A 22783-nucleotide genomic window follows, 5' to 3' on the forward strand; every position below is an offset into this window, starting at 1 on the left:
ATAAAGGTTATCCCTGTATCAGCTGATTTAAACTCTTGGCAGTAAACCAATTACACTAAAGTTGAAACACTCCCCAATAAATTAACCATTATTCTGAGCTTAGATCTGCAGATCCGTCTGCATTTGTATGCTCCCTGGAATTAAAGGGAAGCACCCTCGAAACATGAGTAATGTCCTTAATTCGGACCCATTCCGTAGCTGAGTCCGAAATGATTTTGACAAGTGACTCATTGTCCGCCATTCTCACTTTGCCGAAACGGCGGGAACCATCACTCTCACGTATGGTTACATATTCATCGTTTTCTGCAGCCTGCCGCAGTTCTCTCTTTATATTCATCGGCTTCTCCTTGAAAAGTAATTGGTTTACGAATCAAAAAAGGAGTATTTATGCAAAGGCGTAAATACTCCTTAATGTCACGAAATAGCCTTAATGTTCCTGCACTTCGGAAATGCACTGCACCCGTAGAACTCCCCTTTTGAGCCTTTTCTTAGAACCATAGGGCTTCCGCAACGGCTGCACGCTTGAGCTTGCGTAGGATTCTCCTGAATGATCTTTTTCGGAGAAGGGACCGCACCTGGATTCATTTTCAAAATCATTTCAACAAGCTCATCGCGTCCAATTAACCGAACGCTATTTGACTTGGCCAAATTACGTGCAGCTTCGGTGTAATTGCGATTGGATAATACCCAAGCTTCTGACGCTCCGTAGTAGTTCTGCGAGCTATGTGCCTGTTGAACGGCTTCAATTCCGACACTCTTACTGTACCGTTTAGCTTGTACGACGATCTTTTTCCCTGCCTTCTCAAGCACTAAATCAGCCCCGTAGTCCCCGGCCGCACGAGTCACTTTGACTGATTATCCCTGCGATTTGAACAAGTGGCCAAGATAATGCTCGAATTGTCGTCCATCCATTTTATCGATATCAGCGATCCCCGACTTTTTTAGACGTTCGACATGCTTTTGCTGCCTTACGATCATGACGCCAATACCTTTAGTACTCTAATCTCAGTTTCCTTACTCAAGTTATCTCACTCTCCTTTTTATGGAGCGGCTGCTGTCTTCATCCGATTTTAAGTACAGCAATGCTCTAATCGGTTGTGGAAAAATGGATCATTTTTCCAAGATGCTACTTTATTTTTCAGATCACGAAGACTAAACTTCGGTGCGTCGAGCCCGTTGTCCAGAAGTAACTCATTATCTGAAACAAATACAACAGCCACATCCTCGTGAGTAACAAGAAAACCTCCATCAACGCACTCCACGGACTGATTGCTCAATTTTTCCACTCCTAACTATCATGATTTTTGAATTATCATTTTTTCCCGAATTTAAGCCCTGCCTCAAATACTTCTTTTGGACTCATTCCTGGTTCGATAAATGGATGTTCAACTCCAAACCATTGCCTTATCCTTGCTGCTTCCTCTGGCGAGTAATACCCGCTGATGTAACCAATATTATTATCAGCATCAAGGTTTTCAGCTCTATACAAAGCCATAAACTGCTTGGCCTCTTCTTCCGTTTCGCAGGCGTTAATACCTGAATCCATTAAATCTCCTACTGTTACTAACTCCTTATCCTTCCAAATCATTTATCATCCCTCCAATTGACAATCTGTCTTATATATAAATATCGGTTGAATCAGTAGACATCTGAACAAAGTCATAAATCCTCAACAAAACTAACACTTTTTTTGGCCAACTCATTAAGAAATGTATGGCGCAAATCATACGGACGTAACGGAGAAATCTTTCTACGCTCATCTTTTTGCTCAGCATCATGCCATTTACCAATCTCCTCAAGGATTCCATTGATTCTACGTGGATGTATTCGTCCGTCAGGCTTCCTCTTGGGCTGCGTGATAACACTCAAGAACAAAGCCTTTGTCTCTCTTGTTTCGTCAAGCGGACGTTCATGCTGCAGGTAATCGGACAAAGCGTTACGGGCATCTGCAGACAGGTATACAGTACCCTCGGTTTTTCCTTTTCCGCGCACCTTAACGATCCTGGCCCCGCGAGCTGTCGGCAAAAGGTCGGGGGCATTAGGTACCAGTTGATCCAAGTCAATGTTGACCAACTCTTCACGTCGGAGACCGGTTGAAAGTAATACGTATACCATGGCTCGGTCCCTCAGCGGCCGGGCATAGGATTTTAATTTACTCCGCTCTTCCAACCTATTACGATCCTGTTTTAAATGAAACCTTTCTAGTCGGTCACAGATATTTTTGAGTGACAAAATCTGCTGCGGAGTGAGAGTCCTGGGTTCAGGATCTGGAAGCATAATGTGTCGTATGGCCGTCTGCAGTTCTGAGGCTGCCTGCACAGCTACGTCTCTGGAGGATAGCAGCATTGCGCCGGGTCATCCCACCAGCTGCGACGCTTTGGGAGAACCTATCAACGAATTGACGTACGATGACATCCTTGACTACGAAAAACGAATGAGCGAATAACCCAGGCTTTTACTTTGGAAGAGTGCTGATGCTACCGGCATTTAGGCGGCGAAGAGCGCCGCCTAAATGCCGGTACGCCCCGCTGCCAGGTTAGTCCGCCCGATAACGAGAGCGCCTACGCCGTGGCGAGCGCCCGGGCTTAGGCGCACTACGTCTCTATGCGTCGCTTCACACCTGGCACCATTCTTGAAATATACTAATAACAACCGTATTGGTTTAAAGGTGCTTGGAAGGCAACCAACAAAACATAGCACATAAATCCACTCCTGTGCTATGTTTTGTTGGCGAACTATGGTAAAATAGGGGTGCGGAACCATCCCAACGGCGCGGGAGGATCGGACTGCAGCCGGAAGGAGCCTACGCCACGAAGCTGCAGCCGGGGCCAACGGGGCACGCTCCGCGATCGGCTAATGAGACCATCCAGAAATATCGTACCTATGGCCCGAGCCTCGCCAGATGATCAATTACTTGTCCAACTCGCGGACAATAACTTTGGCCACACGAAGTAGGAGTTCCTCCCTCTCGGTCATCGTATTACCTGAGAGTTGCTCTTTCAGCCATTTTATTTCATTACGGAGATCGGCAATTTCCTGATGCTTGTCCAAATCAATTCTATGAAGACGATCATTTTCTTTAAGCAGACGTTCATAATATTCTTCCAGCGTCTTCACCTTCCACGCAACCTATTACTTGGTTGTCTTTTTTGATTTGGCCATAGCTGTCAACTCTCCCACTTTAAGTGCCTAAAAACTCCAGTTACGTCACGCTTATAGCCCAAAATCTTAGCAAAACTCTCTGTCACTTTAATTTTTTTAGTATCATTGCATAGTTTACATCCAGGTGTCTCATCTCCAAAACAGTTATAGCAATCAACCTCCACTTTCGCGTCCTACAAATTGTATTTCCTTCCTCTAGTTAAAAAATCATCCATGTAATAACCCTCCATTTTTGGTTTTATGTCCAGCTAATCGACTCCACCGCTGCCTCCAAATCCTCGACGCCAGGAGGTCGTAAAATCTCCATCACGGCCGTATTGGACTGAAGCTAGCCATCTCCGAGCTTCAAGAACTTATAGTGATTGAATTGACCATCTTTCCTCAGTTGATTAATCCGCTGACGAAGAGAATGCTCAGTTCTACCAACATCAAGAGATAGCGTCTTGACATTGCCTCTTGAATAATGCTTGCAGATATATGCTAGTTCTGCAATCGAATAGGATTTACCTTGGTTGGGATGATAATCTGGATGATACTTCATCCGTCCCCATCGATCGTACTTGATTTCCGTTCCCCCGCCCTGCACGTCATCTACATTCATCTAGAACACTTCCTCTACACCAGGTTCCTTAGAAACTCCTGTCACGGCCGCTTATAGCCCAAAATCTTAGCAAAACTCTCATTGTATTTTTTCAAGCGAGTCAATACGGTAATAAGCAGATACGACCCAGAGCAACCTTGGATAATTTGTCACAACCAGGTCATGACCGAACGTATGCCTAAGAGCATGGCAGCTCAGGTGCTCCTTCGATAGAAGGTACGTTCAGTGGCGATGCTCTCTTATGGCTGCAACCAGTCTTTATCTGGTCTCGCAATCTGGCGGGCATTATTATAAGCCATATCCAATGTCAATATGGTTGAGGCTCGATAAAAACCATCCATTTTCTCAATAGTTAGAGCAATATCAGCTTTGTTAGGATTGGCAAGGCAAATGGGTAAAAGCAATTGCATCCTCCCCCTGTAATATTGAGGAATTGCAATTTTGTAACTCCGTCTAACCCTCATTTTGGCATTATCTAAAGCCCCTTTAAATGTTGTCTGTACCATATATAAATCCATAGTCCGAAAGGGTTCGGGGAATCTTTCTTTATTCTCTTCTATAATATGTTCAACGTTAGCCCTGATCTCCAAGCGCGTATCAAAGACAAGATCGTTTGGATCCTCAAAATAATGGGCCATTTCAGGCAATACTGGGAATATATTAAGGCAATAATCGCCTTTCCGTGCCCATTGTGTGAAAAACCATGGCTCAAGGTCTTTATTTCGATTTTTTGCGAAGAAAGCATAAATCGGTTCCTGGTTCTTAGTCATTAAACCAGTATCAAAGCAGGCATACTTACCGTCATCTGTTATTGATATTTTCTCTTCCTCAGCTAATTTTTTATATGTATATTTGATGTAATTAGAAAGCACTGGAAGGTCATATTCATATTCAGTATATTTGTAATCCCAATCCTCTTTCTCTGCAAAGTCAGCCAGATTCTGAAGATGGCTCTCATATTTATAAAAGAATGCAAAATCGGTTAATTGCTCTGGAAAAGACATTAAGCTCACTCCCGTGAAAAAGTTTTAAATTTGACATTTATGAGATGGATTCCAATAATTTCCGGATAGATATTACGAACAACCCCATAAAAAATTATCTTCTGCGAGATCCACTTTCAAGCCTCTTTCTTCTGTATTAAGTCCAACCGACTATCAAGGATACCAAGAGCCGCAAGGAGCAAATTTCGCCAGCTTCGGGTTCATTTCAGACCTGAAGCGCACTTTCGACGCTTAATAATATCTTCAGGAGTCTCGTTCTTGGAGATTAACGAAAAGCCCTTCTGTTTCCTCGTCGTCCGCGTCGCCTGCAGATCGAACAAAGGAAAGGATCGCTTCTGGTCAGCATAGTAAACGCTGGCGACTGGATCTCCATTAGGAACGCGTCCCATGTACTTAAGTTCATTTTTGGTGAATAATAAGTCGGGGACGTTGTCAGGTAAATACTGCTGGAGGTTATCATATTTTTCGTATAATCGCTTTAGTGTAAGAGCAGGTTCGTCGGCAACAAGATCATTAAGATCGACACGGCCTTTGCGGTTGTCATCCAAAAAGCGGACAGAAGCATCAATAGCATGACCATGTTTATCCCGATAGAAGTTAGTAACAACACAATTTCGTCCGCGATGCTTAAGTTTTAAAGGGTTATCTGGATGAACCCAATATGTGCGGCCAATCTCGATATTTGTAACACGAACGATTCCATGATTACAGTAGGTAATGATTATTTTATTCGGGTTAATTTCAAGCACATCATAGGTTCTCATTAAATTTCCACTCCGTCCTATTACGGTTTGTCTTTTTTGATTTGGACATAGCTGTAAATTCCCCCATTTTTCATATCACTCCAACTTGCCGGAACATCGTTGCCAACAAGCTTAATTGTCCTGTTGTCCGTTCGCTGCACTTCTCATCTTTATTGCGCCAGCATACCAGCCCATCAACTGATCTACATGCACCCATTCCTCTTGATCGTTATCAAACCATTCAATTCTATATTCATCGTCATCATGCTCATGAATGTAGAATTCTCGCATTTTCCCATCACAAAAAGCAGGATATGTATAATTATCTTCAAATTCCATTCAAGTAACCCCCCGTAAGAATCGGCTATACAGCCTATTCATGATTTTTCCTTGCATGCCGTTGCTCCTCCGGAATGCCCCGTTCCTGCGGATCAACTTTATTCAGAACGTCCTTTATCTTTTTCAGCTTGTCAGCTCCATCTGTTTCAGAGATAACCTTAAATAGAATTTCTCTATGCAGCGTCGGCTTAATTGAATGACCACTATTTAATGAAGGAAAAGACTCTGGACCCCCATATTGGTGCCGCCCGCTACCACCTCGGTCTTCTGGATTCTGGTTTCCGAATTCGTTACGTTGAACAGGAAGGATCTTGGAAACAATTTCGGATGGAGGTCTCAACTACGCTCTTGAATCCGTTCAGGCAGCCTGCTGGTGAATATCGTCGCAGCTCCGCACTGATCGGCAACTCCCGGTCCTTATCTCCTTTCCCCCGAATATAGGCCGTACCCTTACGCTCGCTCATCGATATGTCCGTGAGCTCCAGATCGCAAACCTCGTGGACGCGGAGCCCAAGTCGCAAAAAGGTCAGGATGATGGCGTTGTCCCGTTTGCTCCCCCGGTTCCTTACGTCCCTCAGCAGTGCATTCTGCTCATTACGGGTCAACCACTTCGGAAGACGACGAGGTACTGGCGGCTTCTTGACCGTTCCGACCGGATTGTCTGGTATGTATCCTTTATCGGCAAAAAAACGAAAAATCGCATTCAGATGGACGAACGTCAAATTATTCGTTGCCGGTGAGGCTGGTTTTCCCTCTCTCCCGCCAGCTACCAATAAATTCCTTTTAAAGTCTGCTATATCTTTTTGGGTGGCATAAATTGGATTGTTCTCCTCCTGGTTCGAATTTGCAGCTTGAAACCATTTCTCAAACCGATTCCAGCTAGACTGGTAACTTTTTCTTGTTGCAAGGACGAGGCCTCTTTCTTCTAGATGTTGTTGAAATTCATGAAACATTTGTGACCCCTCTCAATTGAAAATAGATAACACGACGAAAAAAGTCGGGCTTATGAAACGGTGGAATGCGGCTTCCACGATTCCATTATATCACATTTAAACCACCGTTTAATGTGATCTGGCACCGGATCTGCTCGTATACTGGGCACATCACACACCTTTCCCTGCGGCATTTACCTTGAGTGTATCATAAAGAGAAGTCATACCTTGTCACCGAACAAAAATTCACATGACATCCCATTTTCTTATCCACCGTAATACTTCTACCCTGTTCGTTTGAATCGAAATCAAGTAGAATTATGAGGCTATCACCCGAAATTGTTCTATAGAGAGGATGAATATGTAGATGGATAATAAGGCAGAAAATACGAGACATCATGAATGTGATCAAATAATAAACTTCAACAAGAAATATAGAGAAAACAAACCATCCAGTTATGCTAAACCTGAAGACGACAAGGTTTATATAATGAAAGATTCTATTGGACCATGGGAGTTGTGTTTCAGTTACCCTGTTGATGAATACGACTGTGAGGATGTTGATTCAGTTGAAATCTTACACTGTCCTTATTGTGGAGAAAAATTGATATAAAATACAAGCAGCTGCAAAACGACGTCTAGGAGTCCAGGCACCAAAAACGGTTCTTTGAATCCTCGCAAAGGATACATGCGTTATCTGCAAGCCGCTATATTTTACGGCAATTTATCTGCTGACCAGCTTCCTGAATCTGCCCAAGTCTGCATGGAGGATCACGCGACCGGTCGTCAAAGCTTTCGGTACGCCACGGGGATTGTTTGACAGGGGGAGATCGGCCGGAACCTGTCCGCCACATACCGTGGTTGGATTCATGTACGTCGTACTCAGGGTCGGAGGCATATTAAGATGCTGGAGATGCTGCGGCAGTCAAAAGTTATTGTTCAAATTGCACGAATCCCCAGCCGCCCAAGTTACGACAAGCATATAATGTTATGGGGAGCAGTCAACTAATCAAAAAACCACCGCTGTTGGCGCAATACCTGACATCGGTGGCTTCATGTCTGGGAGTCAACAACTCATGATTCAATTCACGAGCTTGTCTCTGCCCACTTCGTAGAATCGGGTGTGAGTGCCTGTAGGGACAATTGGTTTTATTTCCTTGTTGCATCGAACTATACATTCGAAACCAACACCACTAATCCAAAATCGCAATAAATATCCAGGTCACTATCATAATTGAGTAAATCATCAAAAAGGTAAGCAAAAAGTCTCTTCTCTGATCCCAAAGCCATTCACAGAACTTTCTCATAGGGCTAAACGCCACCTCCTAATCGTCCTCTGCTTAAGTCCAGCTGATCGACTCCACCGCTGCCTCCAAATCCTCGACGCCTGGCGTGGTGTAGATCATGGTCATCGCGATGTTCGGCGTCCCGTCCTCCTTATAGTGGCCCATTAGCATGGCCACCTGCTGCAGATCCGTTTTGGCCACAACCAAATCAGCCGCATTGGTGGGAGCCGTGGAATAACTAGTTGTCCAAACCAGAAACGGATTGCGGATGTTAACTGGCTAAGAATCCAACGACTTTTAGCCGTGTTGGGCTCAATCTTTGTATTTCTTAGGATTCTCTTGATCTCTATATAAAATCCATGTTTTTCCTTTTTTGATAGCTAATCCCTTTTCTTCCAATTTGTTATGACAAAGGTCTTTTATTGTTGATGGGGCAAGTCCCCACAGTTCTGATGCCTCTTGAACATCCATAATGTGATCCAATGGGTTGTACTTTTTTTCTTTCACCCTTTCCACCTACCTATAAAAAATGACAATATAAGAGTAAGCGAATACGCTAATATTGTCCATACTATTTAGGTGGTGAAGGGATTCAGTATGCCTTAGATTAGGCATGTTGATAGGGCCTGCCGACATAGCTTGATCCTGAACTCTTTCAGGCAGGCAGCAGCGTTAAAACGAGGTTAATAATCAACGCTGTTATCTGCTTTACTTTTGCGAACTGTGTCATACCACGCTCTCCCCTACCCGATCCGCCAGAATAGTATCAACGCGCACTTTGAAGTCTTCGGGGTAAGCATCGTGGCAATTTTCTATATCCTCTACGTCGTTAAATAGGCGATAAGTCAGATCGTAAGTAAGGCCCTCTCGCTTATAGAACTTTATATCAATCGCCTTTGCCTGTACCTCCAGAGAGGCGGCAGGATCAGAAGATGGGTGCCACTCCGTCACCTTACGCCGAAACTCATTTGTTGCCCCATCAACCCATACAAGCCTTTTACCATCCCATGCATTTACCCAACCCATCAGATCCGCAATAGCAAAGTCTAGCTTTTCATCCATCATGTCCTGTGGTTTATTCATGATTGTTCTTCCTCCCCCTCAATCCGAACAAAGTCTTCAATACATCCGTCCTCGTCATACCGAAGTTCGATTACATATTCATCGTCAATCAGATGCAAACGCGCCGAAACCTCGTCCAACTCAAGCACACATCCCAAATCATCTGTGTAACAATCATCGCCATATAGATTTTGCAGAAATTCTGTTTGCTCCTTGTCATTTTCTCTGGCAATTGCATATTTCTTATCCATGTATATCCCTCCCTGTTAAGGCCCTAGAAGCCCTTATTCGGCCCCCGCTACGCTGGGTTGTTCGGTCGATCCGGGGGCCTGTCGGCCAATCAACGTAATACTGTCCACTTCGAACCCAATTCCAAAGTACAGCACCGCATCCCTTACAAAATCCTCATTCTTCAAATACTGTTTATTCCGCCATTCTTCTACTACTGGCCTTTTCCCCTTCTTGAGGAAGTCAGAGGCAACACGCATTTTGAGTATCTTGGAGCAATCCCCGATCATGCTGTTAAAGACAAGCTTTTTTTCAAACATTAGTTGTATCGGGTTCATGCCGGAACTGTGTATTAACATTGGCAACTGCAGTTTGTCCGATGATTCATTGATAAACCGGTATAAGTCCTCGTTCTCCCACAGAGTGTCAGTGAAGTATAGAATAATGTCGTCCTCTGGATACTTGGTCTTTACATAATCAGCAGTTGCCAGACTCGCCTTTCCGCCGCTGAAGAAGATTATCCGGTTCATCCTGTATCCGTCCTTTCCCTCAAAATAATTGCATCTGCCCCACCTGACCGGCAGCAACCGGATTGATCCAGAGGACTTCTGTCCGGCTTTGGCCCGTTTCAATGACCTGCTGCCGTTCTTCCCGTCTCCAGCCTTTTTTTGTTCTTCCAGACCGGATCAAACAAGGCGTGACACTGCTTTTTTAGCTCACGCAGCTCACGATTGGCCAGACGACCCAGCGGAATATCCGTCCCATCATGCACACCGACATAGGCGTGCATTCTCTACATTTATAACAGCGGCCATTGCCGTATTCTCTACCATAGATCGCAGCGTTGCTGGTATGACGATGCTGCTGCAATAAGGGCAATTGGTTGGGATTGGGTATTCATTTATCATTTCTTCCTACGCCTCTTCTCCCCAATTTTCTTGATAATGTCTGCCATAATAATACCGGTCCTTGTAAATTCAGCATTTTTCTGAATCAGACCGTTCTTGTTCATGATTGCAAGCTGCCCCCGGGTAACCAGTATCAAATTGTCTGGATCAAAATTGCGGCGGTTCCCGTCGCCGAAGATAACAGCATGTCCTTTAGGAACGGAGCAGCCCTGGTGCTGCTCCCATACAATTAAATGCTTCCCTCGCCATTTGTTCGGATCGGCTACCTTTATATCAACGTAGTCATCACCATTAACTCTTTCGGACCCCACAGGTACGTAATTATGCGGCTTGCGGCCCTTCTTGAATTGTGTTTCCACGCCACCCTGACTAAGGCCCTTCTTCCCCTTGTTGGCTGGAACGTGCCCAGACTCAAATCTGCCAGTTAACCCGCTGCTAATCCTATGGTTAGCCTTAAAGCATTTGATCTTCTCTACAGATAAATTCAAACCGAAACGTGCGTTGAATAATTCCGTCAGTTCTGCATTCCCTTTACCAGCAGCGTTGTTCTTTATGAAATCCCGTTGTTCAGGGGTGTACCGAAGAACCATTATCAGCCCTCCAGCATCTTTGGCAAGCTGGTATCAACATTCATCTTGTCATTCCCGAGCCTCGTAGCTTCCAAAACCAGCGACCCATTTGCGATGATTTGAGAAGCCACACTAGTCACGGCTTTAGCCCTTGTGATTTCCTCGGCCAATTTGTCGCCGCTCAGTTCTTCATCACTCAGTCGCTCCAATTGAGCGAATAAATGATTGTTCAGATCCCCTAAAGTGTTTCGCATGTTCATACCCCCACCGATTTGTAATCTGCTACTTCCGTATCTTCCATCGTGATCATAGCCATACCATCCCAGCATTCACGATCTCCTAAAGTTCTATGAAATTAAGTCACCGACAACACATTTATCAGGATTCTTCCGTTTAGCCAATCGTCTTTTCGCTGTCGGCGTCGTCAACCATCGGATGTAGTCCGCCTGTACTCCCAACTTTGCAGCACATTCCTCAGCGGTTCCGATTGCTAGCATCTCTTCTCCCTTATACACTGCGTACTCCCTCATTCCATAACCTCCCGGTAACTATCTAAGAACGGAGTGTCACTTTATCATGGTGAGTTAGAAGTCTAAGTAGTACAAAATAATTGAACTCTTCGATAAAGTACATGTAAATCCTTACTTTATATTGATTGTCGTATCTATATCCATTAGTTAGTAGATTCCCTTTTACCTGATTAAAATACGCCCAAACAGCACTGTCATCTGGCGTATAGGGGATGATTTGTTTAGTGTATAAATGAGTTGTAGTGACTTGATTATTTCGAAGTGAGCAAAGTGTTTCTATCCAATCTAGGAAAGAAATTTTTGGCACCACAGCTTGTATGCTAAATTCTCGCGAAACATCAACAACTTCACGATCTCCATAGTCGTCAAGTTCAGATCCATATTCATAATTAAATGTTTCCATTGTGAAAGTTACTTTTACTCCCTCATTAAGAGGAGGAAGCAAATACAGTTTGGTGTTTTCCATGCTTTAGTCACCTTTCTTTTTCTGTCAGTTGAACATGACGAAATTTTTGACCTGTTTCATAGCAAAATGCGTTACCTACGAGTTTTAAAACCCAATGGCTTGCTATGCGATTTAGGAATCGGCTTTCCTACAATTTTCGCCAAATCTTCTGGTGGCAGTTTGTATTCTTTAATCACTCCCTGGCCGGTTTGCTTAGTTTCGTTAGATCGCCTTGGTACCGATCTCCCCAAGATAGCCACCTCCCCAATAAATAAGCGATATCGCTTATTTTTATTATAAAACAAGCGATATCGCTTGTCTATGAATTCACTTATATTCATTCATCCTCCACATCCAGACAATCAAAAAGGCCATGTATGAACATGACCTCTTTGAATTAGATTGCAACTTTATGTGCTACCGTTAACATTTCGAGATGGATTTCATCTGCAAATGGCTCCTCTTTATGCTTCAAAAGCAGGTCTGCAGCAGCAATTTTTGATTCACCTTGTGTAGATCCGGAAGCGCTCAGTCTTAGTCCAGGCAAGTAACATGAATATCTACCTGTTTCTGAGCTCTGCTCGATCAAGCAGGTATAGGACTTACCATCAACCTGAATCTTGTCAAACGAATAGGTCTCGATTGCAGCTCCATTGGCCAATTCCAGTTCGATGAGGTCTTTAATGGTCTCACGGGCATCATCAATATCAAATCCTACAACACCAAGTTTCAGAGCAGGTACATAGCAAGAGCAGTCTTTATTGGTCTCAAACATTAATTGAAGTTTCATAAACAAAATCCCCCTTATAGTTAGCCATAATGGCATATTGGTCCACCCAGAGAAGGAAATGATTCACAAATTGAATCATTTCCTTCTCTTCATGTCCAAGTTAAGCAGCTGTAACCTTTGAAACCCAGTCACTACTTTGAAAATCAACGGCTGTTATCCTCCCAGCCTTTCCATCGATTAAAAACAGTGCTGACATACTTTCAGTATGGCCGCTATACATATCTTTCCTAGTTTCAATCCATTCCTCCTGGAACTGGTTCACTTCCTCGACTGGGAATGAATGAGTACCACAATCGTACACATACCAGAAGACGATTTGATGCATTTTCAGCATGTTAAGGTCATGCTGTAGGTCCCTTTTGAATTTTTCATCAGTAACAATACAACCCATGATTCTTTTCATTCTTTCTTCCATGTTCATAACGAATTCATCCTTTCATTTTGATTAGAAATAAAAAAAGCCATGAAAACACAAAAAACACCTAATTGGTGTTTGTTTCCATAGCAAATAAGCTTATATAAGTTTATTATGGCTCAATCAGCCAACATTGATCTTCGGTGCGTCCTTTAATTTGGAGCTCACGAAGAAAATCAATAAATCATTAATAATTTATTTTTACCATAGCTTCTGACATTAGTCAATACAAAAAATGCCAAGGATTCACAAGGAATCCTTGACAAATATTTAATTTTCGACATAAACGGGTCTACTATTTCCAAGCTGAGCATTGAAATTAATTTGATGTATCAAGATTGAATTACTCGCAAACAGCTCATTTAGAATGACCGAGATTTGTAGTGCAGCCATCTCATTGGATATCATGCGTTGCGGTTGATTCGGCTCGATCCCGCAATTATGGGACGGGGGAATTGAATCTTTCTCCCATACTGGATACAGTTCCAGTACGGGATCAAGTAAAACCTTATCCTCATATTTAAGACCTACAACGACTTGCCCAGAATAGCCGCTGCTCTGATGCAACTCTTTCTCTTCGGAAGACCACCTATACGCGGGACTTTCGGGTCCCCAAACTCCTTCAATGCCGGCATCGATGTATATCAATCCCGAAGACTTCTTGAAGTATTCATTCATGACTTGGCGCGAATAATTATTATCCACGCAGCCGATCAACACGTCCTGAACGTATTGATCGTAACCCCAGCTATACTCTTTACGAGCAAACAGCTTTTCGAGCTGGTCTACACTCTCCACATAAGCATCCGTCACAGATCCTATACGAAGTCCATAGGTCAGCCCATAACGTTCTGCTAAAACCTCAGCTTTTTTTCTCCCTATATCGGAAGGGAGAAATGGCTGGCGTAAAAGATTCCCTTTTTCTACGGTATCCGGATCTACCAAAGTACATATGTACCGGGTCTCGCCGAAGGCATACAGCATCTTTGAAAGCCGCTGTACCAGATACCCGCCTGTGCCGCCGCACCCCAAGATAATGATATTATAGAGTACAGATTTGTACTTTGTTGTATATGATCCCTTATACAAGGAAAGTAAATTCATCGCATCTTTCCCCCTCCAGATATTTTCAACCGAGATACCCATTCAACCGGATAGTGCGTATAATCCGTCCTTAAGGGCCGGTTGGAATCTGGAAGCATATTGTTCAGAATATTTTGATCTGGAATTGGGTGATCAAAAATGTAGGATGGTTGCAAATTAAAGAATCGCCCTTGCATTGATGCTCTTAGCTTCAGATTGAATGCAACATCATCCTCCTGCTGCTGCAGACAGCCAATGACCCCATAAACCATCATTTCCAACTCGTCTCGATTATCAGTTGAACTGAAATAGGTATCCATTGTGTTGTGCGAATGTATCTCGAGTACTTTAATAGCATCGAAGTACGAAGGGTATCGCACATCTACGAATGTTTTACCCACTAATTGAGGAGGAATATCCGCGAAATAACGACGATGCCACGTATCCCAATAAATTACGCTCGTGGCTTCCACGTCACAAGCTGCGGCAAGATCTGAAAAAAAGGATACGATCTGCTGTAGAATTAGGTATGGGATTGGAGGAAGCTCTAAATGAAACCCCTCTTGGCATTCATTCTGTGCGGGTTCAAGTCCGTCTCCTAGTTTTACCAGCTTCTCCTTGGCTACTACATTGGTACATTCGCTCACAAATGTACCGATTGCATTTTTTCGTATTTCGTAGTGGCCATTTTTTGCAGCAAGATAATTAATAGGCTGTATGTCTTCCAGGAGTTCCGTATAAGAGGTGAAATAACCCTCTATCCCCTCAATAGCCTTCGCACCTTTACGGCCGATCGTTACGGTGAAAATGATGAGATTCTTTTTCTGATCATATTCCATCTTTGTGCGCTGCTTGGACAATTCGGGATAGTGCTTTTCAAGCTTTTTCCGAACATCCTCCATGTTGCAGTTTTCTACATCCGGTACCAATTTGCTTACCGGTATTGTATTACCAGCGTATACAGCAAAGGTCATGTGATTGAATTTAACTTGCTTATCCTTATTTTCGCCTTTGGCAGCTTTCTCATCGGGGAAGAGGTCAAGTTCCAGCTTTTCTGGGCCTGATGACTCTTCTGGATCTGAGCTCTGTTCATCTTCACTTTGTGCTTCACCCTGTTGATCTGGGTCAATTTGCAGACTCACGTCAACGGATCCAGACATCTTTGAAGGAACTCCAGCGTCGTCATGGGTAGGAGATGTACACTCCTGGTGTTCAGAATCAGATCCACTAACTGGAGACTTTTCCTGATCTCCTACTGGCTCTTCCTTTTTTCTTGAAAAATATCCAAACAGGTCCTGATTCGACATATATTATTCCTCCTAGGCTTGTTCTATTATTTTCTTCATCCATTCAGTGAGCGTCATATTCGCACTGATAAGGATTTCATCAGGAAAATTTTCCCCTTTGATCTTATCTGTCAACTCTCGGAATGAGAGTTTTGAACTGTTTGCCTTTTCATATAACGAATCCGTATTGGGGGATTCGTAAAACATTCGAATAAGAAAATTGATCTGTGAAAGCCCCAGCAACTCCGGTAGCTGAATCGTTCCGCGACATACGCTGTAGTTATCGTATACATTCGTATATGGGTAACGATAGACCTCAACATCCTCATGTATGGGCTCTTTTACGGCAACGACGTACATTTCATCGACATGGTATTTTTTATCCCGCTCCCGAAGCTTGACGGCCATAACCAACCTTGGGAATGGCAGATCATTGATCTCCGAGGAATGATAGTAGACTGTTCTGTTGATGGGATCTAATTCAAGGAATAGAAAATGATTCCCATTCTCACCTTGAAAATATCGAATACAGTCCCTTGGGAGCAAAGGTGTCGAAATGTAGACATTCTCTTGAGCATTAGTGATCGCACGGATAAACTGTTCATGCGTGTAATAGCCCTCGGATGTCTGGTGTGCATCAGCAAATTCTCGAACATGCACAGGGGCATTGTCCTGAATTATTATTTCAGTTCTGTAGATAGTAACTGTTTCGAGATGCCTTTCCATATTCTATTTCCCTCCGCTTGTAGGCGATATATTGTTCTAATTTTTCTAATAGACGTTCTCTTTGATTATTCAGTTCGTCGTCTACCATCTTCGGAAAGTCAATAAGGAACTTTAGAATCTGGTGATAAGCGGTAACTGCATATCGTTCAATCGAGACCACCATCTGATCGTCTAAGAAATCGGTATCCAACATCACAAAATCGCAATAGGATTGAGACTTATTGCATAAGTGATTTATGAACCGTTTGTATTGCAAGGGTTCCATTAGCACAGACAATGCTTTTAGCGGTTTATACCGAATCTTAAAATGGAGAAATGTTTCGTTGGTATAAACAACAGCATTCGGAAAGAGGACCTTCAAAAAGAATACAAAAGTACCCTCTTGGTCCTCGTTCAAAGCTCTGGCAGGAAGTCTGCGAATATCTACCCTATGTTGAAATAGCTTATACATGCAAGCTACATCAAAGTATGATGTCATTTCATATAAAGTCTCCGAATAGAAATGGCTTAATGTCCTGCTGGGGATGATCATGTGATCCCCCCTAAAAGAAGTGAATGAGATCTGGCATGGCCACATATTTCAATAATCGTATGGACCGAACCAAACCTATGCACTCCATATAATCATGAAGGACATTGTTCATATTGAATGAACAGTCTACGTCATCATCCACATATTCTGATGGTTGATAGTCTCTAACATGCTCAAAGGCTCGCTCAGCATCTTCCAGTGAAAATGAATCCCAATCGATCTGATGAGTTGAGCTAGCAGTATATCCCGCATTAAGAAACGCATACATCCCAGGAGTTATCCCTATCTTCGATAGTTCATCTTCCTCTCTGATTTTTGCCAACTCCGATGAGAGTTGCTTTACACTAATCTTCATTCTCTTCCTCCTTGTTTCTGGACACAAAAAAGCCGCGAAAACAAAAAATACACCTAGAATAGGTGTTCTTTGAATTCGCGGCATAGTTAGCCCTATGATGAGTGGTCTTTACTTTTACAGCAAAGAAAATTAAAAAATAAGTAATATAGTTATAATATCAAACTTCAACCTCTGAGGCAAGTAGAAAAATATTTTTGTAACAGCAGTGTACGGTTGCAAGAGTAAATCATTTCATGCTCATCGTCAATCACCACCACCATCTGCCACTCGACCGGCTCTCCCCAACTCGGCGCATCACTTCCGCCTACAGGCACTCTGAGCTCCACCGGCACGGCATCGGCGTAGCATTTCTCCCCTTGCCATACTTGCACCTCGCTAAGGTCAAACGGATCATGCCTCACGGCAACTTTTCGGCTGTCCAACTTTGTTTACCACGTACGTTTTGTCATACAACTGGATACAGCCAGTCTTATCTACCGTTCGCTGTTCCTCCTCTAGTTCTGTTAACGTAAGGCGCTTACGGGGCCTGCCGTTTTCCCGGCAAGACAGCTTCGAAGCGCCGGGGTTCAGTTCTCTTCCGGCGTCGTCATCAATCTCCTGTCTTCAAGCGCCTCACTTCATGACAGAAGCTCGAGTCCACGAATTGAAACAGCCGCTCGACCTTCCAGCGGACTTGGGGACGGTACGGTTTGCGTGCGAGAGGCAGATTCCGAGACTTCCGCAGATTTGCGCCGAAAGGTGAGGGGAGAAAGCCGAGCCGTTGTAGCAGTAGAAGGTCTAGAATGCCGTGACGCAGGATGGCCTTCTTCAGGCTGTCTTCCAAACGCGGGAGCTTCTCATTCCAGTAGATATGTGCATGCACGTAGCGGCTGTCGTCCAAGATGGCAAGCGGGGAAGTTTGGCTCTTTTTGCCCGACATCTTCAGATCCGGCAGATAGATGAAGTACTTGAAGTCGGCCTGAAAGTGCTCCAAAATATCGCTCGCTGGCTTCGAAACTGCAGAACATGCCTACTCCATGAGTAGCATCCGGCTCTTTGCCGGCTTTGCTCAGGTGGCCGGCCAAAGTGCTGGCGGCAAACTGCCCCGGGAGCGGCCGCATCACTCTCCAGCAGAAATGAACCGTTCCACGCTGCGCGGCGGCCGCTAGTTTCATCGCCCGCACCTATCACAAGTCGGTCGAGGTTTGGGATTCAGCGCTACCCAGTTCCATTGCGATACGCGGCAGGTAGTGCTCATGCGTTCGCTCGCTCACGGTCATTTGCTGTCCGCCCGGCAGCTCGTAAATGCAACTTGCCGTTTCACGAAGACACTTCTTCAACTCTCCGGCGAGAGGAGAGTGGTATTTGTCGACTGACAATCGGCGCGATGAGCGCGTAACGCGTTGCGACTAAAGAAAAGTAAGGATTTGTCAACAATGAAAGGTCTAACTGGATCTCCACAAGCGTTCGATGCGGCACGCATCCCGTTCGGGGCAAACCCTCCCTACGGTATTCGGTCCATCACGCTACGATGCTCAAAGCCCGCTGCAAAATGACCTGGGCCGAAACGATGTCCCTGTCCTGTACCCGTCCGCATGCATTGCATTCATGAAGCCGGATCGCCAACGTTTTGGGAACATCCGCACCGCAGATGCAGGTTTGCGATGTGCCCTGGGCGGGCACTTGTACGAGTCGCTTCCCCTGTTTTTCCGCTTTATACGACAGATACGTGATGAACCTTCGCCATCCGGCATCCGCAATGCTTTTGGACAGCCGGCGGTTACGGATCATGTTCTTCACTTTTAGCTGCTCTCACCGCAATCAGGTCATGTCCCTGAACGATGCGATGCGATTGCTTGTGCAAGAAATCTTTGCGCTGCCGCGCCACTTTCTGGTGGATGTTCGCGACGTTCCGTTTGGCCTTCTGCCGGTTGCGGGAACCGCGCGCTTTGCGGGATAGCCGCCGCTGGGCGCGTCTGAGCCGCTTCTCCGCTCTTCGCAGATACCGTGGGTTGTCCACCTTCGTCTCATCGGACAGCGCCGCAAACGTGCGTAGCCCGACGTCGATGCCCACGGCTGTTTCCGCCGTCTGGCCTGCTTCCGCTGCCTCTATGTTCACGCCGATCCCCACGATCCACCCGTCTGCATGCCGTTTCACGTGCACCTTCGCCCGGTCGAACGGACGATGTGTACGCATGCGGACAAAGCCGATTTTGGACAGATAGACGTATCCATCCGGGGCGAAAGTCTTGTCTACCGCACCAGGCTGAGGGTATGTAAAGGAGAGAGATATCGGTCGGCTGACTTATAGTGAGGAAAACCCGCATCGCCGCGAAAGAATCGCTGATAGGCATCATCCAAACGCCGCAGGCAATCTTGCAGCACTTGCGAATGAACTTCTTTATACTCGGGAAATTCCTTCTTGAAGGCGGGCAATTCATTTTGCTGCTTGGCGTAGGTGACGGTTTTGCCATCTTGGTTGTAGACGGTATCCCGTTGCTCCTTCGCCCGATTGTACAGCTTCCGGCACAAGATCAACGTTCGAATCATGCGTTCTTCCTGTTCGGGGGTCGGGTAGAGGCGAAATTGATACGTGATTTGCACGAAGAGTCACCGCCTTAACGAGAACGTATATTCCCGTCTTACCACACAAACATTTGACTAGGAAAGTGCGCGCCTCATACCATAGACAAGTGCATGTAGGCTTCGCCTAACCGAGATTCATCTCCTACCTGCAGAGGAAGGGGACTACTCACGGAAACATGTTAAACTCTTCGATATCCATAGTGCGCCTCCCTATGATTCATTTATGCACAAATAATAGTCTAATCCAAGGATTAACACAACTAACTTCCTATTAGTCTATCGATCTATGATATGGTTGCAAATTTCCTAGGTCAGCTGATGTTCACTAGCAGGGTAGTATATTCATCAAATCCTGTAGATTCCGACTAAACGCACAGGATGGGAGGCCTTTAATTATCATCTTGCCGTATCGTTTAGTCAGAACCCGATTATCCAGAATAATTACAGCTCCTTGGCATTGCATGGACCGGTTTAAGCGTCCGAATCCCTGCTTCAGCTTGATCATCATTTTTGGGAAAATGAAGTCAAAGAAGCTGCTCCTATTCACGCTTTCGATCAGTTTAATCTGAGCCTGAGTAATTGGCTCATCCGGCTGCGGAAAAGGTAGCTTTGCAATGACCACGACTGTCAATGCGTCACCAGGCACGTCCACTCCAGTCCAAAAGCTTGTACAACCCAATACAATCGTTCTGGAATTCGTCTTGAGCTGCTGGATGATCTCTTCCCGATCCGATCCGACCTCCTGAACCTTTAACAGAAATCCATACTCTTCTGCAAATGGAGCAAGATTTTGGGCCACGACCCGCATCGTTTCGAAGCTGGTAAATAGGACAAGCATACGACCCTCAGAGTACATGGTAATTTCCTTAATCTGATCGCTGAGATAGGGAACAAAATCAGGAGAAGAAGCGTCCGGCGCCCCTTCAGGGCAGATCAGCATTGTTTTATTGGCATAGTCGAAGGGGCTGTCCACAGTTATACTGCCATATTCCTTCACTCCCATCCTGCCGGCGAAGAAATTAAAGTTCCCCCCTGTAGACATGGTAGCGCTAGCCAGGATCACTGGGACCTTATCAAAGAGTCCATATCCAAGCACAACCTTCGGAAAGAGTGGAGCAGCGTGAAAAGCAACGGTTCCCTTCTCCGAGCTGACCCAGTACCCCCAAGACCTCCTCTCCACCTGAGAAATGAAATCCAGGTTGTCATTATACTCAAAAATACGTTCAAGTATCTCCGATGACCGCTTGATTTTCATTTTTTTGCTAGTCTTCGTGAATTCTGCAATGGCTTCAATCAACCGGTCTGCACCAAAAGGCGATGACAATAGTTTGTATCGACTCTTTCCAATCCGCAGCTGGATCGATTTAAACAGCTCCCCCGCTTCCTTCTCCACTTCACGGCGCAGATCATTAAGCTCTAGTTGGCTCTTCATATCCAACTGCTGAGTTTCATCATGAGCAAAGAATTCATTCAAGAGGATGTCCAGCTGACGCTTGGATACTTTTTTTTCAAATGCCTGGCAGCATACCTCTTCCACTTCATGAGCTTCGTCGAATATGACTGCGTCATAGTCCGGCAAGGTCCCCCGCCCTAGTTTCTTCCGCATCACAAGGTCCTGGAAAAACATCGCATGATTCGTGACAATGATGTGGACCAGGCTCATATTAAACTTCAGCAATTCTAAAGCGCACTCACTGTCTCTCTTTACATCCTTGCATGACGTCGCATTGATCTTCTTCCAAAGGTGGTCATCGATGGGGAACCCCATCTCGGCCCGATCATGGACACCTTCTTTGACTTTACTCAAAATGGCTTCGAGCATTTTCCCTTCAGATGAACCCGGGGAGTAATCTTGCCTTAATAGCTTCAGCTTGGATTTGCAGATATAATGCGACTTCCCCTTCACGAGCTGATAACGAAGCCGATGTGTAGGGTTATCCATTTGAATGATTTCTGCGACCCGCGACAGCTCGGTGGAGACAATTTGATTCATCAAGGGAATAGTATGCGTGCAGACAATGACCTTCTTCTTGTTTTCTATGGCCCATTTGGCTGCCGGCAATAAGTAACCCAGGGACTTCCCTGTACCCGTCCCAGCTTCGCAGAGCAGATGCCTTCCTTCATCCAGCGCTTCTGCGACCTTCGTAGATATCCGGATCTGGGGCTCCCTTGGAGAGTAGCCCTGGATTAACCTTGAAAGATAACCGCCTTGCTGGAATGCCCGTTCTACGAAATCGATCAACTGTTTTTCCTCCTGCACTGTTTGAACTTACCCTAGCCAATTTTGTGGAATACTCTTTGACATATTTTCTGCCTCCCCACTCAAAGCGAACTCGAGCACTACTTCTGATTATCCATTGAGCTGAAGACGTCCTTTAATGACTCGATCGACTGTCTAAAACCACGCAACCGCAAGAAAACAAAGTAAGCAACTTTAGCACCATACATGGTACTCAGTGCTATGTCCTCAGAAAAGCCCAAGAATCGCGGCCAGTCTATACGCTGAGCGAGAATGCTGCAAAATAACAGTAAAAATACAATTACCGATACACCTTCAAATTCGTATAAGTAAACGAGGCAAAAATAACCTAATGGAGCGAACAAGGATGATTTTACAGCTTTTGTCATCCTCTTCTTCTTTGATTCAGGGTAATAAAAGACTATTATCGTAGCGTATATGATCAGAAATACAAATACCGTGTAAAAGTAGACTCCCAGCATTTTGCCCCAAAATTCTTCTGGAGCTTCCAGATACAGTTCTTGCAGATATGGTATTGATAGATACACCCCAAAAATGAACAACACCCATGAAATACTTCTATTTAATAGAAACCATCTTCTTCTTACTTCTGTTGACATCACCAATTCCTCCTCGATGACCTATTCTGAATCTTACGCGGATTTAGCTAGAAAAAAGCTGTACACGGACCAACAACAGTAATTTGAATTCTCAACGTGAGTCTTGCTTTTTTTATGAAAATAGCTGCAAAACCAGTAGAAACAATGGGGTCTCTACTGGTTCTGCAAAAGCCTCAAACATGTATCAAAAAAAGTCTTTGACCAAATTCGCCGCAATTATTACCGTAAATCACGGACTCCTATATACTCATTATAATTATTGGGAATTCAGTTTATTTGGTGGAATTGTCCTTTTTAATTCCCAGTCAATCCACACACAAGATAATCTTCACACCCATGGAAATAAAGCCGATCATATCCCTT

The 22783-nt window shown here is 44.6% G+C and carries 35 protein-coding genes; 2 read left to right on the forward strand and 33 right to left on the reverse strand.

The annotated features are described in order from the left end of the window. Window positions 1-88 precede the first annotated feature (88 nt). From ACE41H_RS15160 to ACE41H_RS15205, 10 genes are all read right to left on the reverse strand, one after another. Window positions 89-337 (reverse strand): hypothetical protein, encoded by a 249-nt coding sequence (locus tag ACE41H_RS15160; RefSeq protein WP_355323229.1) that lies wholly within the window; start codon window positions 335-337, stop codon window positions 89-91. Window positions 338-414: 77 nt separating this feature from the next. Then, a complete protein-coding gene (locus ACE41H_RS15165) occupies window positions 415-810 on the reverse strand; it encodes a restriction endonuclease (protein ID WP_375356228.1) in 396 nt (131 codons plus the stop codon). A 502-nt stretch (window positions 811-1312) separates the two neighbouring features. Then, a complete protein-coding gene (locus ACE41H_RS15170; protein WP_375356229.1) occupies window positions 1313-1588 on the reverse strand; it encodes a hypothetical protein in 276 nt (91 codons plus the stop codon). Between the two features lie 71 nt (window positions 1589-1659). After that, a complete protein-coding gene (locus ACE41H_RS15175) occupies window positions 1660-2346 on the reverse strand; it encodes a tyrosine-type recombinase/integrase (RefSeq protein ID WP_375356231.1) in 687 nt (228 codons plus the stop codon). 564 nt (window positions 2347-2910) lie between these two features. Then, complete coding sequence (locus tag ACE41H_RS15180) at window positions 2911-3117, reverse strand: hypothetical protein (RefSeq protein WP_375356233.1); 207 nt, start codon at window positions 3115-3117, stop codon at window positions 2911-2913. A gap of 373 nt (window positions 3118-3490) precedes the next feature. Beyond that, the gene (locus ACE41H_RS15185) at window positions 3491-3763 is read right to left on the reverse strand and encodes a DNA-entry nuclease (RefSeq protein ID WP_375356235.1); all 273 of its coding nucleotides are present in this window, start codon (window positions 3761-3763) and stop codon (window positions 3491-3493) included. 239 nt (window positions 3764-4002) lie between these two features. Next, window positions 4003-4767, reverse strand: a complete 765-nt coding sequence (locus ACE41H_RS15190; protein ID WP_375356237.1) for a DUF3825 domain-containing protein — start codon at window positions 4765-4767, stop codon at window positions 4003-4005. Window positions 4768-4967: 200 nt separating this feature from the next. Further along, the gene (locus tag ACE41H_RS15195; RefSeq protein WP_375356238.1) at window positions 4968-5531 is read right to left on the reverse strand and encodes a hypothetical protein; all 564 of its coding nucleotides are present in this window, start codon (window positions 5529-5531) and stop codon (window positions 4968-4970) included. A gap of 111 nt (window positions 5532-5642) precedes the next feature. Continuing rightward, the gene (locus tag ACE41H_RS15200) at window positions 5643-5849 is read right to left on the reverse strand and encodes a hypothetical protein (RefSeq protein ID WP_375356240.1); all 207 of its coding nucleotides are present in this window, start codon (window positions 5847-5849) and stop codon (window positions 5643-5645) included. A 290-nt stretch (window positions 5850-6139) separates the two neighbouring features. Then, entirely contained in the window at window positions 6140-6802 is a 663-nt protein-coding gene (locus tag ACE41H_RS15205) for a tyrosine-type recombinase/integrase (protein WP_375356242.1), read from the reverse strand. A gap of 346 nt (window positions 6803-7148) precedes the next feature. Here ACE41H_RS15205 and ACE41H_RS15210 point away from each other — a divergent pair, with 346 nt between their 5' ends. Continuing rightward, entirely contained in the window at window positions 7149-7394 is a 246-nt protein-coding gene (locus ACE41H_RS15210) for a hypothetical protein (protein WP_375356243.1), read from the forward strand. A gap of 727 nt (window positions 7395-8121) precedes the next feature. On the opposite strand, the gene ACE41H_RS15215 is transcribed toward ACE41H_RS15210, so the two are convergent. The 18 genes from ACE41H_RS15215 to ACE41H_RS15300 all read right to left on the reverse strand — a co-directional run bounded on the left by ACE41H_RS15215 (window position 8122) and on the right by ACE41H_RS15300 (window position 17969). Next, window positions 8122-8274, reverse strand: coding sequence for a hypothetical protein (locus tag ACE41H_RS15215; RefSeq protein WP_375356245.1), 153 nt, complete (start codon window positions 8272-8274; stop codon window positions 8122-8124). 105 nt (window positions 8275-8379) lie between these two features. Continuing rightward, window positions 8380-8574 carry a helix-turn-helix domain-containing protein gene (locus tag ACE41H_RS15220; protein ID WP_375356246.1) on the reverse strand — a complete coding sequence of 65 codons (195 nt, stop codon included), beginning with the start codon at window positions 8572-8574 and terminating at the stop codon, window positions 8380-8382. 219 nt (window positions 8575-8793) lie between these two features. Further along, on the reverse strand, window positions 8794-9150 hold the full coding sequence (locus tag ACE41H_RS15225; protein WP_375356247.1) for a hypothetical protein: 357 nt from the start codon (window positions 9148-9150) through the stop codon (window positions 8794-8796). After that, window positions 9147-9380 (reverse strand): hypothetical protein, encoded by a 234-nt coding sequence (locus tag ACE41H_RS15230; RefSeq protein ID WP_375356249.1) that lies wholly within the window; start codon window positions 9378-9380, stop codon window positions 9147-9149. The genes ACE41H_RS15225 and ACE41H_RS15230 overlap by 4 nt, the downstream gene beginning before the upstream one ends. 33 nt (window positions 9381-9413) lie before the next feature. Then, entirely contained in the window at window positions 9414-9989 is a 576-nt protein-coding gene (locus tag ACE41H_RS15235; protein WP_375356250.1) for a phosphoadenosine phosphosulfate reductase domain-containing protein, read from the reverse strand. Continuing rightward, entirely contained in the window at window positions 9986-10147 is a 162-nt protein-coding gene (locus tag ACE41H_RS15240) for a zinc-finger-containing protein (RefSeq protein WP_375356252.1), read from the reverse strand. Before ACE41H_RS15240 ends, ACE41H_RS15235 begins: the two co-directional genes overlap by 4 nt. Window positions 10148-10261: 114 nt before the next feature. Further along, the gene (locus tag ACE41H_RS15245) at window positions 10262-10855 is read right to left on the reverse strand and encodes an HNH endonuclease signature motif containing protein (protein WP_375356253.1); all 594 of its coding nucleotides are present in this window, start codon (window positions 10853-10855) and stop codon (window positions 10262-10264) included. Window positions 10856-10857: 2 nt separating this feature from the next. Further along, window positions 10858-11088, reverse strand: a complete 231-nt coding sequence (locus ACE41H_RS15250; RefSeq protein ID WP_375356255.1) for a hypothetical protein — start codon at window positions 11086-11088, stop codon at window positions 10858-10860. Window positions 11089-11386: 298 nt separating this feature from the next. Then, on the reverse strand, window positions 11387-11830 hold the full coding sequence (locus tag ACE41H_RS15255; protein ID WP_375356257.1) for a hypothetical protein: 444 nt from the start codon (window positions 11828-11830) through the stop codon (window positions 11387-11389). 71 nt (window positions 11831-11901) lie between these two features. Next, the gene (locus tag ACE41H_RS15260) at window positions 11902-12150 is read right to left on the reverse strand and encodes a hypothetical protein (protein ID WP_375356258.1); all 249 of its coding nucleotides are present in this window, start codon (window positions 12148-12150) and stop codon (window positions 11902-11904) included. Between the two features lie 56 nt (window positions 12151-12206). After that, a complete protein-coding gene (locus ACE41H_RS15265) occupies window positions 12207-12599 on the reverse strand; it encodes a hypothetical protein (RefSeq protein ID WP_375356259.1) in 393 nt (130 codons plus the stop codon). Between the two features lie 100 nt (window positions 12600-12699). Then, window positions 12700-13020, reverse strand: coding sequence for a hypothetical protein (locus ACE41H_RS15270; RefSeq protein ID WP_375356261.1), 321 nt, complete (start codon window positions 13018-13020; stop codon window positions 12700-12702). Window positions 13021-13284: 264 nt separating this feature from the next. After that, window positions 13285-14118, reverse strand: coding sequence for a ThiF family adenylyltransferase (locus ACE41H_RS15275; protein ID WP_375356263.1), 834 nt, complete (start codon window positions 14116-14118; stop codon window positions 13285-13287). Next, window positions 14115-15404, reverse strand: coding sequence for a hypothetical protein (locus ACE41H_RS15280; protein WP_375356265.1), 1290 nt, complete (start codon window positions 15402-15404; stop codon window positions 14115-14117). Before ACE41H_RS15280 ends, ACE41H_RS15275 begins: the two co-directional genes overlap by 4 nt. 12 nt (window positions 15405-15416) lie before the next feature. After that, a complete protein-coding gene (locus ACE41H_RS15285; RefSeq protein WP_375356267.1) occupies window positions 15417-16109 on the reverse strand; it encodes a hypothetical protein in 693 nt (230 codons plus the stop codon). A gap of 542 nt (window positions 16110-16651) precedes the next feature. Beyond that, window positions 16652-16996: a hypothetical protein gene (locus tag ACE41H_RS15290; RefSeq protein WP_375356269.1), complete on the reverse strand. Its 345-nt coding sequence runs from the start codon at window positions 16994-16996 to the stop codon at window positions 16652-16654. Window positions 16997-17160: 164 nt separating this feature from the next. Beyond that, on the reverse strand, window positions 17161-17418 hold the full coding sequence (locus ACE41H_RS15295; protein WP_375356271.1) for a hypothetical protein: 258 nt from the start codon (window positions 17416-17418) through the stop codon (window positions 17161-17163). 167 nt (window positions 17419-17585) lie between these two features. Next, a complete protein-coding gene (locus tag ACE41H_RS15300) occupies window positions 17586-17969 on the reverse strand; it encodes a hypothetical protein (RefSeq protein ID WP_375356273.1) in 384 nt (127 codons plus the stop codon). A 43-nt stretch (window positions 17970-18012) separates the two neighbouring features. Between ACE41H_RS15300 and ACE41H_RS15305 the strand changes: the two genes are divergently transcribed. Further along, window positions 18013-18144, forward strand: coding sequence for a hypothetical protein (locus ACE41H_RS15305; protein WP_375356275.1), 132 nt, complete (start codon window positions 18013-18015; stop codon window positions 18142-18144). A 352-nt stretch (window positions 18145-18496) separates the two neighbouring features. On the opposite strand, the gene ACE41H_RS15310 is transcribed toward ACE41H_RS15305, so the two are convergent. From ACE41H_RS15310 to ACE41H_RS15330, 5 genes are all read right to left on the reverse strand, one after another. After that, window positions 18497-18766, reverse strand: a complete 270-nt coding sequence (locus tag ACE41H_RS15310; RefSeq protein WP_375356382.1) for an RNA-guided endonuclease InsQ/TnpB family protein — start codon at window positions 18764-18766, stop codon at window positions 18497-18499. Then, window positions 18756-19268: an RNA-guided endonuclease InsQ/TnpB family protein gene (locus ACE41H_RS15315; RefSeq protein WP_375356383.1), complete on the reverse strand. Its 513-nt coding sequence runs from the start codon at window positions 19266-19268 to the stop codon at window positions 18756-18758. The genes ACE41H_RS15310 and ACE41H_RS15315 overlap by 11 nt, the downstream gene beginning before the upstream one ends. Next, window positions 19229-19579 (reverse strand): RNA-guided endonuclease InsQ/TnpB family protein, encoded by a 351-nt coding sequence (locus ACE41H_RS15320; protein ID WP_375356277.1) that lies wholly within the window; start codon window positions 19577-19579, stop codon window positions 19229-19231. Before ACE41H_RS15320 ends, ACE41H_RS15315 begins: the two co-directional genes overlap by 40 nt. Window positions 19580-19886: 307 nt before the next feature. Further along, window positions 19887-21803 (reverse strand): ATP-dependent DNA helicase, encoded by a 1917-nt coding sequence (locus ACE41H_RS15325; protein ID WP_375356279.1) that lies wholly within the window; start codon window positions 21801-21803, stop codon window positions 19887-19889. 98 nt (window positions 21804-21901) lie between these two features. Continuing rightward, complete coding sequence (locus ACE41H_RS15330; protein WP_375356281.1) at window positions 21902-22420, reverse strand: hypothetical protein; 519 nt, start codon at window positions 22418-22420, stop codon at window positions 21902-21904. Window positions 22421-22783: the final 363 nt, after the last annotated feature.

Origin of the sequence: Paenibacillus enshidis (assembly GCF_042136365.1) — a bacterium.
GTDB lineage: Bacteria > Bacillota > Bacilli > Paenibacillales > Paenibacillaceae > Paenibacillus > Paenibacillus enshidis.

What these genes read in the sequence shown, in the direction of transcription:
- ACE41H_RS15210 (WP_375356243.1), top strand. Translation starts at nt 7,149, where the DNA reads ATGGATAATAAGGCAGAAAATACGAGACATCATGAATGTGATCAAATA.
- ACE41H_RS15230 (WP_375356249.1), bottom strand. Translation starts at nt 9,380, where the DNA reads ATGGATAAGAAATATGCAATTGCCAGAGAAAATGACAAGGAGCAAACA.
- ACE41H_RS15240 (WP_375356252.1), bottom strand. Translation starts at nt 10,147, where the DNA reads ATGCACGCCTATGTCGGTGTGCATGATGGGACGGATATTCCGCTGGGT.
- ACE41H_RS15185 (WP_375356235.1), bottom strand. Translation starts at nt 3,763, where the DNA reads ATGAATGTAGATGACGTGCAGGGCGGGGGAACGGAAATCAAGTACGAT.
- ACE41H_RS15255 (WP_375356257.1), bottom strand. Translation starts at nt 11,830, where the DNA reads ATGGAAAACACCAAACTGTATTTGCTTCCTCCTCTTAATGAGGGAGTA.
- ACE41H_RS15195 (WP_375356238.1), bottom strand. Translation starts at nt 5,531, where the DNA reads ATGAGAACCTATGATGTGCTTGAAATTAACCCGAATAAAATAATCATT.
- ACE41H_RS15305 (WP_375356275.1), top strand. Translation starts at nt 18,013, where the DNA reads ATGAGTAGCATCCGGCTCTTTGCCGGCTTTGCTCAGGTGGCCGGCCAA.
- ACE41H_RS15270 (WP_375356261.1), bottom strand. Translation starts at nt 13,020, where the DNA reads ATGAACATGGAAGAAAGAATGAAAAGAATCATGGGTTGTATTGTTACT.
- ACE41H_RS15330 (WP_375356281.1), bottom strand. Translation starts at nt 22,420, where the DNA reads ATGTCAACAGAAGTAAGAAGAAGATGGTTTCTATTAAATAGAAGTATT.
- ACE41H_RS15205 (WP_375356242.1), bottom strand. Translation starts at nt 6,802, where the DNA reads ATGTTTCATGAATTTCAACAACATCTAGAAGAAAGAGGCCTCGTCCTT.
- ACE41H_RS15170 (WP_375356229.1), bottom strand. Translation starts at nt 1,588, where the DNA reads ATGATTTGGAAGGATAAGGAGTTAGTAACAGTAGGAGATTTAATGGAT.
- ACE41H_RS15280 (WP_375356265.1), bottom strand. Translation starts at nt 15,404, where the DNA reads ATGTCGAATCAGGACCTGTTTGGATATTTTTCAAGAAAAAAGGAAGAG.
- ACE41H_RS15245 (WP_375356253.1), bottom strand. Translation starts at nt 10,855, where the DNA reads ATGGTTCTTCGGTACACCCCTGAACAACGGGATTTCATAAAGAACAAC.
- ACE41H_RS15190 (WP_375356237.1), bottom strand. Translation starts at nt 4,767, where the DNA reads ATGTCTTTTCCAGAGCAATTAACCGATTTTGCATTCTTTTATAAATAT.
- ACE41H_RS15225 (WP_375356247.1), bottom strand. Translation starts at nt 9,150, where the DNA reads ATGAATAAACCACAGGACATGATGGATGAAAAGCTAGACTTTGCTATT.
- ACE41H_RS15285 (WP_375356267.1), bottom strand. Translation starts at nt 16,109, where the DNA reads ATGGAAAGGCATCTCGAAACAGTTACTATCTACAGAACTGAAATAATA.
- ACE41H_RS15310 (WP_375356382.1), bottom strand. Translation starts at nt 18,766, where the DNA reads ATGATCCGTAACCGCCGGCTGTCCAAAAGCATTGCGGATGCCGGATGG.
- ACE41H_RS15290 (WP_375356269.1), bottom strand. Translation starts at nt 16,996, where the DNA reads ATGAAGATTAGTGTAAAGCAACTCTCATCGGAGTTGGCAAAAATCAGA.
- ACE41H_RS15175 (WP_375356231.1), bottom strand. Translation starts at nt 2,346, where the DNA reads ATGCTGCTATCCTCCAGAGACGTAGCTGTGCAGGCAGCCTCAGAACTG.
- ACE41H_RS15265 (WP_375356259.1), bottom strand. Translation starts at nt 12,599, where the DNA reads ATGAAACTTCAATTAATGTTTGAGACCAATAAAGACTGCTCTTGCTAT.
- ACE41H_RS15260 (WP_375356258.1), bottom strand. Translation starts at nt 12,150, where the DNA reads ATGAATATAAGTGAATTCATAGACAAGCGATATCGCTTGTTTTATAAT.
- ACE41H_RS15200 (WP_375356240.1), bottom strand. Translation starts at nt 5,849, where the DNA reads ATGGAATTTGAAGATAATTATACATATCCTGCTTTTTGTGATGGGAAA.
- ACE41H_RS15250 (WP_375356255.1), bottom strand. Translation starts at nt 11,088, where the DNA reads ATGCGAAACACTTTAGGGGATCTGAACAATCATTTATTCGCTCAATTG.
- ACE41H_RS15160 (WP_355323229.1), bottom strand. Translation starts at nt 337, where the DNA reads ATGAATATAAAGAGAGAACTGCGGCAGGCTGCAGAAAACGATGAATAT.
- ACE41H_RS15275 (WP_375356263.1), bottom strand. Translation starts at nt 14,118, where the DNA reads ATGAATTTACTTTCCTTGTATAAGGGATCATATACAACAAAGTACAAA.